This is a genomic window from Polyangium jinanense (assembly GCF_028435365.1).
The window spans coordinates 945,845-960,631 of sequence record NZ_JAGTJJ010000002.1; the positions used below are offsets into that span (position 1 = coordinate 945,845).

The following is a 14,787-nucleotide window of genomic DNA, read 5'->3' on the forward strand; positions in this document are numbered from 1 at the left end:
CTCCGCCGGCGAAGCGAAATATATGGCCGACTACGAGGCCCAGTTGGCCGGGTGTTCGACGAGCTGAAGATCGACAAGGCCCGCGTTGCGGGGCACTCTCATGGCGGCTTCTTTACGACGCTCATCGCCATTTATGCGCCGGACCGAGTGGAGAAGATTGTCCCCATAGCGCCGGCGGGGTTCGCCCCGCTGTCGCTCGAAGTTTGGATGCGCATGCTCGCCTTCGCGATCATACGCACCGATTCACGTCGAGAGAGCTACATTCGATGGCTGTATGCCAAAGGCAGCCCTCGAAACGCGAGAATCGACGGTCACCTGGCCTTGGCCATGGCATACAGCAAACCGTCCGTAAAGGTGGGTGGTATTTCACCGACGACGAGCTCGGCAGGATCCGCGTGCCCGTCCTCTTCCTGGTCGGGCAATACGAAGGGGGTTTCGATCCAAACGCGGCCGTGGCTCGCGCGAGGCGTGTCTCGCGGGCGGGTTTTCCAACCCGGGGGGCATGTGTTTTTCACGCGTGCCTCCCATGAAACCAGCCTCGCTCACGCCCGCGCGAGGGCCACCAAGATCGCCGCGTCGGCAAAGGCTTTTGTCGCCTCGCCGAGGTCCCCCGCCGCCCGTGCAGCTTCGAGACGCGAATACGTCGCCGCCATCGCTCGCAATCCGACGTTCGCGAGCGCCGGCGCGAGCGGCGGGATCCGGGCCGAAAGCACGCCGTCCTGCGCCAGCGCGTCGAGGGCGGATTCGAGCCGCCCGAGCGCGCCGCCGAGCAGATCCGGAGCCTCGGGCGCGGCGATCGGGAGCGCGGGGATCGGCGCGGCCGGCGCGAGATCCGGGATGACGACACGATCCGTGACCACCGCGATCGGCTCGAGCACCCGCCCGCCGCGTGATTCACGCAGCCAGCCCGAGACGTAACGCGCCGACGGGAGCGCCTCCGCGAGCGCCGCGATGGCGCCGGGGGCAAACCATTCGTGCGCTCGTTCCACGCGCAGCCGGGCGCCCTCGTCCTCGATCCACCCCGACAGCGTTTGCCGCCCCGGCGACCACGACAAACCCCCTACACCTCCGTTCGTCGCGACGATCCGGAGCGCCGCCGTGCGGGCGCGCGGGCGCAGGAACGCGGGCGGTCGGGCCGTCTCGTCGGCGAGGAGCGCGCTCGGCCCGGGGAAACCGAAGGGCGCGGGGATGTCGCCCCACGCGCCGCGTTGCGGGATCACCGTGGTGTCCTTGCCCCGTCGGATCTCGATGGTACGTCTTGCCAAACGAACGAGGTGACGCGAGAGGACTTGCCCGCCCGCCATGACCCCGAGCGGCGTGCCCGCGACCGCGATCACGGAGGCTGGATCGACCTTGTCGGGAATCGCCACGCTCCAGGACACGACCGTGGCGCCGTCCCAAAAAAGCACTTCTAGCGATCGCGCCGTTCCCGCCGCCGAGAGCCGCGCGCCGAGCGAGAGCAAGCGCGCCCGATCGAGCGGGACTTCGAGCGGCTCGCCGAGGCCGAGCAATGCCGCGGGCTCGCCGCCGTTCCTCGCCGCCCGCACCCGCGCCCATCCTTCGGCGAGGAGCCTCCGTACCTCTCCGGCATCATGCAATGCCGAGCGAATCTCCCACGCCTCGCGCTGCGCCTCGAGGTCCTCGATCAGGCCGTCGAGCCAGGGGTATTCCTTCAATTGCGCGCGGACCTCCTCGCGCGCTTGCGCAAGCCCACGCGCGTCCGCGAGCCCACGCGCGAGGGTTCGCCCGAAGAGCCCCTCCACGTCGGCGAGCACGGCCGCTGGAATCGTGGGTTTCGGCGGCGGTCCGAGGCGCACCTGCACCGCGCCGCGCGCCTGATCCTCCGCAGAGAGTCGTTGAAATGCCCGGACCGCGAGCGGCACGTGCACGCACCGCGGCGTCGCACAATCGCACCGCGCGTGCGCGAGATCGGCCCCCGCCAAGAAACGCACGGTGCACCCGGAGAAACGCGCGATCGGCGGGTTCGTCCCGAGCTCGACTTCGACCCCCGCGGCCTCGGCGGCGTCCACGAGCGTCACCCGTTCGCCCAGCCAAACCAGAATCTCCTCGGCGGTGATCTCCCACGGCGGCCGTGTCTCGGTCCCGGCCGCCGCCGCGTAGGCGAGCACCGCGGCGATGCGATGCCGACAAACCGTCTTCGCTCCGCAGCCGCAGGGCGTGTCCTTCAGCGCTTTGCCCGGCAGGAGCCGCGTCGAAATGCCGTCCGGGAACGTTGCGACGACGACGCCATTCTCGTCCTCGTGGACCTTCGGCCCCTGGCCGGCCTCGATTTCGCGCTGCGCGCGCTTCACGAGGCCCACGTTTGCCATGGCGGCGAGCGCCTCGGGCGTCAGGGCCGCGAGATCCGCCCTCATCGCCGAATCCTCTCCACGAGCCAGCCGACGAGCTCGCGTGGTGTCGTGGCCGCCACGTGCGCGCCCGCGTCCGCGACCGCCTGCGCGACGCCGTGGTCGTACGCGCCGCGCACCTGATCGTCGAGGGATGCCGCCCCGAATACCGTGACCCCTTCGCCGACGAGCGCGGTTACCTCGCGGACGAGTTTGTCCGCTTGATCCTCGAAATCGGTGATCCAGAGCAGGATCGTGCGGTGCGGCATGTCCACGAGCTCCGCCGCGTATTGCAGCGCCTTTGCTCCATCGGTGCCGCCGCCGAGCTGCACGCGCAAAAGGAGCTCGACGGGATCGTCCACGTAGGGGGTCAGATCGACGACCTCCGTGTCGTACACGACGAGGTGCGAGCGTGTGGACGGGAGCTTCCAGAGGACAGACGCGAGCACGGCCGCGTGAATGATGTTGCGCGCCATCGAGCCGGATTGATCGACGAGCACGATGACCTGGTAGCGCGGCCCAAAGCGCCGGACGCGCGCGAAGAACTCGGGGCGCTCGATGAGGAGCCGCCGTTTGTCCGGGTCCCAGTGCTGAAGGTTTTTCCGGATGGTCCGGAGCGCGTCGAGGTTTCGCGTCACGCGGAAGCGCGAGCGCCGGTGCCGGAACGGCGTCGCGCCGAGCCGGTGCTCGATCTCGTCGCAGAGGCGTTTTTTCAAGTCCTCGACGACCTTGTCGACGATCGCGCGGGCCGTGTCGAGCACATGGGCATCCATGCGCGATTTGCAGCGCAGGATGGCCTCGACGAGCGAGAGCGAAGGCGTGACGTTCTCGAGCGCCTCCTTTCGCGTGACCACGTCGAGGATGTGATAGCGGTGCAGCGCGTCGGATTCGAGGCGCTCGATGGCCTCTTTCGGGAAGAGCTCGTGGATCGTATTGATCCAGTCGGGCACGTCGAGCGGGTGTTCGGGCCCGCTTCCGGGGCGGCCGCGCGCAATCGAGCGGTTCGCCTCGCCGTCGGTCTCGCGATCGTAAAGCCAGGAGAGGGCACGTTCGAGGTCCGCGGCCTCGCCCTTGCCGGCGCCCGCGTCCCCGAGCCCGTCGTTCCCGGCCGGTCCGAGGATCAGCCGCCATCGCGTTTCCGCGTCATATGTGCTCATTCGAGCACCCCGAGCGCGCGGCCCCACGAGAGCACCCGCGCGTCGAGCACGAGGCCGGATTGCAATACGTCGGCGGGGACGTCCCCGATCCAGGACGCATCCGGCCGTTTGCCCCAGCGCGCGGCGAGGAGCGCGCCGATCCGTGCGCGCTCGCCGGGAGGAAACCACGAAAAGGCGAGGCGCAATGCGGGCAGCGCGACGAGGAAGGCATTGTCGTCGAGCTTTCCGAGGGCCGCGTCGACCGCGCCGATGAGCCGATCGTCGCGCAGCGCGGGCCCACGCGCAAGGGCAAACAGCCCCGCGAGGTAATCGCCGAGCCGACCCTCCGACGAAGCGGAGAGCGCGCCGTCGATGGCCGAATCGACGGGCGCGGCCTCGGTGTCGAGGTACCAGATCGCGCCGAGCGCGGCGCCGCGCAGCATTGCAGGGGCAGCCCGGTCCGCGACCCTTCGCGCGAGCACGGCGCGGGTATCGTCCGGAGGGAGGTCGAGCGCCTCGCCATGGCGCAAAAGCTCGGCGAGCGAGCGCATCGCGGTGAGATCGGCCGGGAGCAGATCCGTCCCCTGAATGCCCGCCAGGAGCGAGAGCGACCGCTCGCCGGCCGCGCGCAGCACGGGCGAAAAGAGCGGCGCGCCGACGACCTCGAGCCATTCGCCGTGCCGCCAAAGGCCGAGGAGTTTTTCGATCGCGGGCCCGAGCGCGCTGAACGAGGGCGTGGTGGCCACCGCGTTCGCCACGAGATCGAGAATCTCGCCGGCGAGCTTCGTGAGCCCCACGAATGCGGCATCCCCAAGCGCGTCCACGCGCGCGGCGAGCGATTCGGCCGCGAGCAAGCGGTGCGAAAGAAGCAAGGAGACCGCGCCTTCGAGCGTCGAGCCCCAGCGCGAGGCTTCGATGATGGCCGGGTCCTGATCGGGCCGCCATACGAGCTTGAAGGCCTCGGCCATCCGCGCGTCCGTGCCCCACGCCGGGCCGTGAAGCCGAACAAACCCGGGGATCTCGAGGAGCCGCAATCGATGCAGGACCCGCAATCGCTCGCGATCCCCCTCGATACGCCAATCGAGCGACACGGTCTGCGGGTTTCTCGGCGGAGAGAGCCCTAGGCGATCGAGCGTCTCGTGCACCTCGCGAAGGAGCGGCGGTCGCTCCGTTTCGGCGGACAAACGGCCCACCCGATCCCCCGTGAACGTGCGGAGGAGCGTCGCCAGCGTCGGATGCAAATCGCCGGTCACGATGCCGCGCCGCGACCAGGGCGGCGGACCGGGGAGCGGCTCGCGGATGAGCGCGGAGAGCAGCCCGTCGAGCACGTCGACGCGTTTCGGCGTCTCGTGCCCGCGTAATGCGGCGAGCGCCCCGATCCCCGTGCGAACCGCGATATGATCGGCGACCGTGGGCCGTTGCGTATTCTTGCGCAAGGCTTCCAGGCTGCGATCGAGCATCGCCTCCGCCACGCCCGCGCCGAGGTTCCATTCGAGCTCCCACCACATCGGCGAGGGCATGCCGGCCTGGTATCCGGCGAAGGCATCCATGCGAGCATAGGTCCAGGGCACGAGGTGGCTCTGGCCGCCGAGCGGGGGCGTCGGAGAGACGGGCTCGGGGCCGCCGGGCGTGATGGAGGCGAGCGCGGGCGCATGATACCCGCCGCAAACGAGGACGACGTCGCCGCGCGTGAGTGCCCAGGAGGCATAGTCCCGCATGAATGCCTCGCGTGGCGCGTCGCGCTCGCCGGCCTCCGCGTCGCCGCGGATCTGCTGGAAATAGGCTTCGAGCGCGGGTTCGAGCTCCTCCGGGGAGCGGCCCTCGAAGAGGTGATCCCACAAGGCGTCGAGGTCCGACGTGCCGGTACGACGGCAAAGCGCCTCGATCGCTCGTTCGTATCGATCGTCCTCGTCGCGATACCGATTCTGCACGCCGACGAACGCCTTGCTCCACGAGGGCAAATCGCAGAACCGCACGGTTTTTCCGTGCGCGAACGCCCACCGGAGCGCGACCCACTCCGGGGAAAACGCGCAGAACGGCGTGAAGGACGAGGCCGGGCCGTCCTCGGTCAGGTAATGCGTGAAGATCGCGATGGGCGGCGTGTGGCCCCGCGCGAGCTCCGCCATTTTGACGTTCCAGTCGGACGGACCCTCGATCAGCACCACGGCCGGATCGATACGCGCAAGCACGGCCTCGACGAGCCGCGCGCACGCGGGGCTGTGGTGCCGCACGCCGACGACGTGGAGCGTTCCCGACACGGTCCTAGAGCCTCGACCGCGCCGCGTGCAGCGCGGCCCAATGCGGCGCCTTGCGCTTGCTCACCACGGTTTCGAGATACCGCCGCAGTTTTTCCAAGTCCTCGGCGTTATCCTTCACCGCGGCGCCCGCGAGGCAATCGATCACGTCGCCCGGGTGCGGCGCGCCGTCGCCGAGGAACGCCGCCCGGACGCCGACGGCATGCGCGACGGAGACCGCTTCGGCCGTGGAAAGGACGGTCGAGAGCCGCTCGACAGGCTGGCCATCGCCCGAAACGCCCGTGCGCAGCTCGCGGAACGTGGTGACGAGGACTTCGAGCACCGGCTCGGGCAAGGTCATCTTCACGCCCGAGGCGTCGAGCAGGCGCGTGGATTCACGGCGGACGAGCTCGATCTCGGCTGCGAGGTCGCCGATCGGGAAGAGGGTTTCGAAGTTGAAACGGCGCTTGAGCGCGGCGCTCATTTCATTTACGCCGCGATCGCGGGTGTTCGCCGAGGCGATGATGTTGAATCCTTCCCGCGCGAAGACCACGCCTTGCTCGCCGAGCTCGGGGATCGTGAGGACGCGGTCCGAGAGAATCGAGAGGAGCCCGTCCTGCACCTCGGCCGGGCACCGCGTGATTTCCTCGAATCGAACGACCTTGCCTTCTCGCATGCCCGTGAGCACGGGGCCGGGCACGAGCGCGCGTTCGCCCGGGCCCTCGGCGAGGAGCAAGGCGTAGTTCCACGAATACTTGATCTGGTCCTCGCTCGTGGCCGCGCTGCCTTGCACCGTGAGCGTCGATTGCCCGGAGATCGCCGCGGCGAGCAGCTCCGAGAGCCAGCTCTTCGCCGTGCCCGGCTCGCCGATGAGCAGAAGCCCGCGCGAGGTCGCGAGCGAGACCATGGCTCGATCGATCACCGCAGAATGGCCCACGAATTTCGGCTTGATGTCGCGCGCCGGATCGCCGAGCACGAAGGCCCGCACCGCCCGCGGCGAGAGCTTCCATCCGGGCGGGCGAGGGCCCGTGTCCTCCGCGGCGAGCCGCGCGAGCTCGTCCTTGAAATGCAGCTCCGCCGGGGCGCGCTGCAGGCCGGCCTGTTTCTTTTTCACGAGGCGCTCCCGAGCTGCACGATGTCCCGCACGAGCTCCGAGAACACGACGGGGGTGAGCTCCCCGAGCTTGAAGCCGTCGCGGTTTTTCGAGACGTACACCTCGCCGATCTCCTGCTTCGGCTCCGTCATCTGCATGTCGGCGCCGATGCCGGTGCGGAGGGCCAGCGCGGCCACGACGCCGCCGGGCAAACGCTTTTCCATGTCCCAGATCCAGCCGGCGTCCTGCGGCTCCCCTTTGCGCCAGCCGCGCTCGACGAGGCCGAGGAGTTTGCCCACGGGGACGAACTGCCCCGCGCGGCGCTTGATCGAGTTGTCCTTCGCCTCCACGTCCGTCGGGGCATACGTGTCACGGCCGATCTGCGGGAAGGGCTGAAGAATGTTGTAATCGCCGAGGATCTGGCCGAACGCCGCGCGCGTCGCGTCCGGGAGCGCGAGCGGGTGGACGATGCCGACGAACGCGTTGTCGGGCAAATCGAAGGCCGCGTCGCCGGCGTCGGCGAGCGAGCTGTCCTCGGCGACGCGGAAGGCATTCAGGTATTTGCCCTCCTCGGTGTAGACGCCCCAGATGAGCCGCCGCACGAGGTGCACGAGCAGCGGATGTTCGAGGAAGAGCGCGCGGAACGAGCTCACCTCCCAGCGTCGCTCCGCGCACATCGCGAGTTCGAGTCGCGTGATCTGGTTCTGGGCGATCGCCTTGACGTCCTTCTTGAGCGCCTTCCAGGTCGTATCGGCCTCTTTCGCCTTCATGGCGTCATCCGATTTGCCCGGCTTCGGCAAATCCGAGAGGGTTTTTCCGGACCCATCCATGACGAACGGCTTCAAGGCCTCGTCGAATCCGACGCGGAATTGCCGCGGGCCAAAATCGAGCGTGCGCGAGCCGTCCTCGTCGAGGTCGAGGTCGGGCACGAGCCGATCGGCGAGCTCATCGGCGGAGAGGCCGCGGTTTTGCGCGACCTCGTCCATTTTCGCGCGCGCTTTCTCCTGGAGGCCCTTGAACTTCACCTTCTGCGCGACGCCATTGAGGTGCATCAACGCGAGGTCGGAGCCGATGCGCGCGAGGATGTCGAGGCCCGAGACGGCGCGGGCCTGGAGGTTTTCCCCGGGCCAGGCGCGAATGAGCGGCGTGAGCTTGCGCGCGATGTTGTCGCCGCCGAGCAGCCCGAGCTGCTGAAAGCCCCACGCTTCCTTGGAAGGAGCGCCGGCCCGCTGCCATTCATTGAAGAGCGCCCAGGAGAACTCCTCCAGCGAGGCGGGATCACAGGCCGTGAACACGTCCTCGAGGCCAGCATACACGTTTTCCGGCGTGGAGATCGCTAGCATGACGAGGAGGGCCTCGACGGAGGGTCGCGGCAAGGCTTTGGAGCGGCCGGCGAGGAGGAGCGTCGGCAGGGCCTCGGGCTTGGCCCAATCGCCGATCTTCGGCAATTTCGCAGGGAACCGGTCGCGCGGGTCCGTGGAGAGGACGGCCTTCACGGCGGCCTCGACCTCGGAGCCATAGGATTCGGCGACCTCGCGGACGATTTCGCCGTGGCCCTTCGCGACCAGGAACCGCACGGCTTCCTCCGCGCGCTCGCGCGCCTGGGAATGAGGTCCGACGGCCGTGGGGATGAGGCCGACGGCCGCGGCTTTCGGGAACTTCAAGAACCACCGCTCCGCCGGTTTTCGCGCGGATTTCAGGGTGCGCGCGTGGGCAAAAAAGGTCGCGAGCCGCGGGGACTCGACGACGTCGGCGAGGGCGGCCGCGAAGTGCGCGGCATTGCTGGAGGCGATGCGCGGATACCCGCCTATCGCGTCGACGCCGAGGACCACGAGCGGGACGAGCAGGGCATAACCGGCATCCCACGCCGTCGCGGGCCATTCGGCGAAGGCTCGTTTCACGTCCGCGTCCGAGAGCTCGAGCAACCTGCCCGAGACGTACTTGCCGGACCAGCGGGCGCCCAGGTTCTGGGAGGCTTCCTCGAAGGAGAGCGTCGCGGTTTTTATTTGCTGCTCGCGATCCGCTTTCGCCTGCGAGAGTTCCCCGTAGGTGTCGTGCAGCACCTCGGGGTAAGGCTGCATCGCGGCGCGTACGACGATAGGCAGCGCGGTGGACCAACGGCCCGAGATCCAAGGTGGATCCAGGAGGATGCGGGGCAATTCAATCGGGGAGGCTTCGGGCCGCGGAGCCATCTTTTCGCGGAGCTTCTGGAGGGCCGTGCGCGCGGCGGGGCGAAGGTCGAGTTTGTCCGCGAGGCCCGGGTGTGCGCGGTCGATCGCGAGGAACACCGGCGCGGCCCGATCCCCGAGCGCCGAGGCCGCGGCGATCGCGTCGGCGAGCGGGGGAATGGCGAGCGCGGGATGCTTCGCGAGCCATTGATCGGCGACCTCGGCGATCTCGCGCTTCTGCGTCAGCTGCGAGACCATGAGCGAGGCGGTCTCGGGCCCGCGGACGTATCCGGCGACATGGAGGCCCTCGACGATGCTGCCCGGGTAATCGGCGTTGTCGCAATGGAGCCGGCAAACCGGGACGACGTCCGCGCCGCACAGGTCGAAGAGCTGCCAGAGATGGTTCCCGAGGTATGAGCTGGCGTACGACATCCCGACGGCCTTCTTCGCGAGCTTGACGAGCATGGGGCGCGAGTACGCGAAATGGAACTCCGGCTTCATGCCGTCCTTGTCCCACGAGGCCCGGGCGTACCCCTCGATGTGACCGTCGCACGCGAGCCAGTCCTCGCCGAGCGCGTCCGCGAGCGGCGTGTGGTCGGCGATCAAGGTGAGGACGAGACGCTTTTGCCAGTAGGAGAACGTCGGCCAGCGGGCCGTGACGGCCGCGATGACGGCGGCATGCGCCTCCTCGGAAAGGTTTTGCGTGTAAAACGCGAAGACGGTCATCGCGTTCAATGCGATCTCGAAGGGCCCCGTGGTCTCCGGGTAGAGGTGGAACGCGCTGAACTCTTTCGCCTCGCCCTTGCGGACCTGGGACGGGTAGGGGTCAACGCGGACGCGCATCGTGGCAAGCACCGCGTCGATGAGCCACGACGGGCCATCCTTGGCGATCGAGGGCTCGGCGACCGCACGCAAGAAAGGCAAAGCGGGCGTCCCCAAGGGCACGTCGAGCACGCTGAGGGCGCACGCGGCCGCGAGCGGCGAGAGCGGCGTCGGGCCTTTGCCGTGGAGCCAGGCGACGAGCTCGCGAATGGTTGGCGCGAGCTCGGCGGGAATCGTCATCTCGTCCCAGGAGTAATGGCGTACCCAGCCGGCCCACGCCCTCTGCACGGCCTGCCAGGGGTCAGCCGCGAGCTCCTCGGCCGTGGGTCGGAGGGCCCCTTTGCGATGGGGCATGTCCAGGCTCGCAAGAATGACCTCGGGCGGAGCGATCTCGACCACGACGGGCGCCGCAGGCAGAGGCGCGGGCGCGGGTTCGTCCGCGGAGGCCTGCGGGGCGCTCGCCGCTTTCGGGGCCGGGGCCGGCGCCGCGCTCGGAGCGGCAGGCGCCGCGGCGGCCGCAGCCTTTTTGGGAGCCGGGGCCGGCGCCGCCGACGCGTCCGAGGCCGCGACCTCGACGTACCCTTTTTTGGTCTTCTCCGCGACGAGCTTGTCGTGCTCGGCCTGGGCCTTCTGATCGCTCGGAAAATCCTTGACCTGGCTTTGACCGGCCGTGCCGATTTTGCCCCACTGGATCGAGAGCTGCGAGCCATCACGCTCGATCTGCCAGAACTTCTTCGAGGACCCATCCACGAACTCGAACCGACGCATGGCGCGGGAGGCTACCACGCGCGCGGCGAGCGATGGTAGAACCTCCCGTGATGCGTCGCCTCGCGAACGTCGCCCTCGCCTTCGCCCTCGCCCTCGGCACGCTCTCGGGAGGGGTCGCGCGCGCGGATGCCCCCGCGAAGCCCGCCGCGGCGCTGTCCGACGACGAGAAGATCGAAAAGGACGTCGAGGCGCTCTACGGCGCGGGAAAGTACGGCGAGGCGCTCGCGGCGGCGCAGAAGCTCGTGGCGCTGCGCGAGCAGAAATACGGCAAGGAGCACCCGAAGACGGGCTCGGCGCTCTCCGATCTCGGCGGGATGTACCTCGCGACGGGCGATTACCCGAAGGCCGAAGGGTTTTTGCGGCGTGCGGTCGAGATCCTCGAGGCGTCGAAGGCGCCCGACGAGCTGCTCGCCACGGCGGTCGGCAACCTCGCCACGCTGCTCAAGAAAAAAGGCGATACGAAAGGCGCGGAGAAGGCCTACGAACGCGCCATCGCCCTCGAAGAGAAGGGCGGCGCGGCGCGCGAAGCGGCCCTCGGGACGGTGCTCGCGAATCTCGCCGGGCTTTACATGGCAAGCGGGAGATTGGTGCAGGCCGAGAAGCTGTTTCTGCGGGCGATCGCCCTCCACGAAAAGAATGGCCCCGAGCGTTCGCTCCTCATCGACGTCGGCAGCCTTGGCGCGCTGTATCGAGGCATGGGGCACTACCACAAGGCCGCCGAGCAGTACAACCGCGCGCTGCCGATCGCCGAGCGTGTGCACGGGACAAACCACCCCGACGTGGGCCGGCTGTACCACAACATCGCGGTGTTCTTGACGGGGTCGAGCCAGAAGGACCTCGCCGAGGAGCATTATCGAAAAGCCGAGGCGATCCTCACGAGGACGCTCGGACCGCGGCACCCCGATCTCGCCTCGGTGTACAGCGACTGGGCGCTCCTGCGGACGCGGTCCGGCTGGAAGCAGGCCATCGACCTCTACGAGAAAGCGCTCGACATCGAGGAGCAATGGCTGGAGAGCGCGCTCGTCGGCGGCTCGGAAGAGGACAAGACGCTGTATGCGTCGCGCCTCGAGACGATCATGGATCGGGTCGTCTCGTTCGAGTTCGGAAGCAATGGATTGGGCCGGCCGGAAGTCGCGCGGCTCACCCTCGGCGCGATGCTGCGCAACAAGGCACGCGTGCTCGAAGCGTCGGCCGCGCACGTGGGCGCATTACGCGAGCGCATGAGCCCCGAGGACCGCAAATTGCTGGACGAGCTCGCCCGGGTGCGTGGCGCCTACGCGGCCGCCATGACGCGGGGGCCGCGCGGAATGACCGTGGCCGAGCATAACGCCGAGACGGAGCGGCTTCGCGCGGAGGCGGATGCGATCGAGGCCCAGATCGCCGAGCACAGCGCCGGGTATCGCCGCGGGAAGGCGAAGGTGACGGTGGAGGCCGTCGCCGCGCGGATTCCGAAAGACGCCGTGCTGATGGAGTTCGTCCGGTACCAGCCGCGGAGCACCCATTTCTACAGCGCGGCAAGCGAAAGACTCGGCGGGCCGAGGTACATGGCCTACGTGCTCTGGCCGGACGGGAAGATCCTGCACCACCAGGTGCCGGTCAGCGCGGCCGAGGTCGATCGGAAGGTCGAGATCATCCGCAGCGGTCTCGCGGACCCGGCCGCGAAGGTCCGCGACACCGGGACGCAGCTCGCGCTCCTGCACGCCGTCCTCTTCGCGGAGGTCAGCGACCATCTCGTCGGCGTGAAGCACGTGTTGATCTCGCCCGACGCGGCGCTCGCCCTGGTGCCGTTCGGTGCGCTGATCGGTCGCGACAACAAGTATTTGATCTCGAAGTATTCGTTCACCTACCTCTCGACGGGGCGGGATCTCTTGCGGCTCGGCGCGAGCGGCGTGAAGCGGTCGGCGCCGCTGCTCGTGGCGAACCCCGATTACGATGCGCCAGGCGAGGCAGGGGCGACGGCGCTGCCGGACGCGCCGAAAGGTGCGCTGCCCACGATTGCGCGGGTGAAGTTCTCGTCGCTGCCGGGCACGGCGGAGGAGGCGGAGGCGATCCGGGCCCTCGTGCCCGATACGGCCGTGAAGCTCGAACGCGTCGCGACGGAGACAGCGCTGAAGCAGGTCTCCTCGCCGCGGATCCTGCACGTCGCGACGCACGGGTTTTTCCTGGGCAACGACGGCAAGGCCGGGCAAGGAAAGGCGCGCGGGCTCGAGCTCGAAATTCCGCCCGAGAACCTGCCGCACGTCGCGTCGGAGGTGGACGGGCGCAAGCTGCCCGTGCCGCACCCGATGTTCCTCTCGGGCATCGCACTCGCCGGCGCGAACGTGCGCAAAGGGCAGGCCGACGACGGGATCCTCACGGCGTACGAGGCGTCATCGTTGGACCTCCAAGGAACGGAGCTCGTGGTGCTGAGCGCGTGCGAGACGGGGCTCGGCCTGCGCGCCGGGAGCGAAGGCGTGCGGGGGCTGCGTCGCGCGCTCGTGCTCGCAGGATCCGAGACGCAGGTGATGAGCCTGTGGCAGGTGGATGACGAGGCGACGCGCGACCTCATGACGAGCTACTACCAAAAGCTCTTCCGCGAAGGAAAAGGGCGCGCCGAGGCGATGCGCGAATCGCAGATCCGCCTGCTCGAGCGGCCGGAATACAGCCACCCGTACTTCTGGGCGAGCTTCATCGTGTCCGGCGCATGGGGGCCGCTCGAAGGCGTCTCCCCCGCAAAGGCGGAGTCCGCGGCGCGCGGCGTCGTTCCGCCGGGTGGAGCGCGGGGCTGCGGATGCGAGGTCGCGGGAACGAACGAAGGCACGCAGGCGGCCGGGGCCGGTGCTCTGGCGCTCCTTGCGCTCGCGGCCGCGCGCCGCATTCGTGTGGCTCGCGCGCGAGCGGGGCGATAAGCTCGGCCCATGTCGCGAAGGCTCTCCGGCATGGGGGACGTCGATCCCCTCGCCGTACCTCTCCCGCATGGGACGGAGGTGACGACCCGTGTGGATCGGACGCTCGGCGAGCGTCTGGTCCCGCAAGGCGCGCTCGGTCGCGTGGTCGGGTCCGGCCGGGGGGTTTGGGGGCACAGCTCGGCTCCGCCGAGCGGAGCCCCCAACGTCGAACGGGAATTTTTCGATGTGCTCGTCGTCGGCGTGGGGACCGTGCGGTATTCGCGTGAGGAGCTCGTGCCGCGCAAGGTCGGGCAGGTGCGCTACGCGCGGCGGCGCGAGGACGCGTGGTCGGCGCTCTTGCCGTGCGTGGTGGTCGACGCGGTCGTCGGGTCGCGGACGTGGGGTTTGTCGGACGAGAACTCGGACGAGGATCGGCGCGGGGTGTTCGTCTTGCCGTTCCCGTTCATGACCGGGCTCGTCGAGCCGCCGCAGGACCTCGTGTCGGAGGACGGCAGCCGCACGTACTGGGAGATGGGAAAGGCGATCCGGCAGGCGCTCCGGGCCGATCCGAACACGCTGGAGATGCTGTTCGCGGCCGCGTCGCAGCCGGCGAGCGAGAAGGACCCGATGGGCCGCTGGCTCATCGAGGCGCGCGACGCGTTCGTCTCGGTGGAGATCCACGCGAGCTTCGGCCGTTACGCGCTCTCGCAGCTCTCACGCCTCTCGCACGACACGCGCCTCGCGGAGCATCGCGCGATCGTGCTCGGGTGGCTGCGCGAGGATCCGACGCTCGGGCTCGACGAGGCGGCGGCGCGGCTCGCGAAGGAGACGGACATCGTGGCGCCGACGCCCGAGGACGCGATTCTCCGCGCGCGCGAGTACCTGAAGCAGCTCTATCGTTCGATGGCCGATCAGGGCTTGCTCGAAGGGCGCGAGTGGACGGCGCTCGCCGCGTATGCGCGCGCGAGCGAGGGTTCGTCGTTGCCTACGCCGCGCGAGCTCCGGCCGAAGAATGCCTACAACCTGGTGCGCCTCATCGATCTGTCGATCCGGTGGCTCCGGACGGGCGAGCCGGAGCTTTGCGTGCGGGACGAGCTCCGGCCCGTGCTGCTCGACATCAAGAAGGGGCGTGTGCCGCTCGCGGAGGTGATCACGCTGGCGGAGTCGCTCACGCCGGAGCTCGAAGCGGCGCGGCGGGAGAGCAAGTTGCCGCGGCGCGCGGACGTGCGGCGGGCCGAGGTTGCTTTGCGCAGGGTCCGCGAGGAGGCCGCGCGGAGGTTTTTCGAGGGCAGGGAGGGGCCCTTCGGCAAGGACGCGCCGACCGCACCGGAGGCGCGCTGGGACGAATGAG

7 protein-coding genes are annotated in these 14,787 nt (G+C 69.1%); 2 read left to right on the forward strand and 5 right to left on the reverse strand.

All coding sequences use genetic code 11. The features are described from left to right. Positions 1–542: 542 nt before the first annotated feature. From KEG57_RS08830 to KEG57_RS08850, 5 genes are read right to left on the reverse strand one after another with little or no spacing between them, the layout of a single operon-like run. Positions 543–2,375: a YehQ family protein gene (locus KEG57_RS08830; protein WP_272417626.1), complete on the reverse strand. Its 1,833-nt coding sequence runs from the start codon at positions 2,373–2,375 to the stop codon at positions 543–545. Beyond that, positions 2,372–3,505 (reverse strand): VWA domain-containing protein, encoded by a 1,134-nt coding sequence (locus tag KEG57_RS08835; protein WP_272417627.1) that lies wholly within the window; start codon positions 3,503–3,505, stop codon positions 2,372–2,374. Before KEG57_RS08835 ends, KEG57_RS08830 begins: the two co-directional genes overlap by 4 nt. Further along, positions 3,502–5,742 carry a DUF5682 family protein gene (locus tag KEG57_RS08840; RefSeq protein ID WP_272417628.1) on the reverse strand — a complete coding sequence of 747 codons (2,241 nt, stop codon included), beginning with the start codon at positions 5,740–5,742 and terminating at the stop codon, positions 3,502–3,504. The genes KEG57_RS08835 and KEG57_RS08840 overlap by 4 nt, the downstream gene beginning before the upstream one ends. 4 nt (positions 5,743–5,746) lie before the next feature. Next, positions 5,747–6,832 (reverse strand): AAA family ATPase, encoded by a 1,086-nt coding sequence (locus tag KEG57_RS08845; RefSeq protein WP_272417629.1) that lies wholly within the window; start codon positions 6,830–6,832, stop codon positions 5,747–5,749. Continuing rightward, positions 6,829–10,569, reverse strand: a complete 3,741-nt coding sequence (locus tag KEG57_RS08850) for a DUF4132 domain-containing protein (protein WP_272417630.1) — start codon at positions 10,567–10,569, stop codon at positions 6,829–6,831. The genes KEG57_RS08845 and KEG57_RS08850 overlap by 4 nt, the downstream gene beginning before the upstream one ends. A 50-nt stretch (positions 10,570–10,619) precedes the next feature. Between KEG57_RS08850 and KEG57_RS08855 the strand changes: the two genes are divergently transcribed. Together KEG57_RS08855 and KEG57_RS08860 are read left to right on the forward strand one after the other, a co-directional pair. Then, entirely contained in the window at positions 10,620–13,457 is a 2,838-nt protein-coding gene (locus KEG57_RS08855; RefSeq protein ID WP_272458363.1) for a CHAT domain-containing tetratricopeptide repeat protein, read from the forward strand. A gap of 9 nt (positions 13,458–13,466) precedes the next feature. Further along, positions 13,467–14,786 (forward strand): DNA polymerase beta superfamily protein, encoded by a 1,320-nt coding sequence (locus KEG57_RS08860; RefSeq protein WP_272417632.1) that lies wholly within the window; start codon positions 13,467–13,469, stop codon positions 14,784–14,786. Position 14,787: the final 1 nt, after the last annotated feature.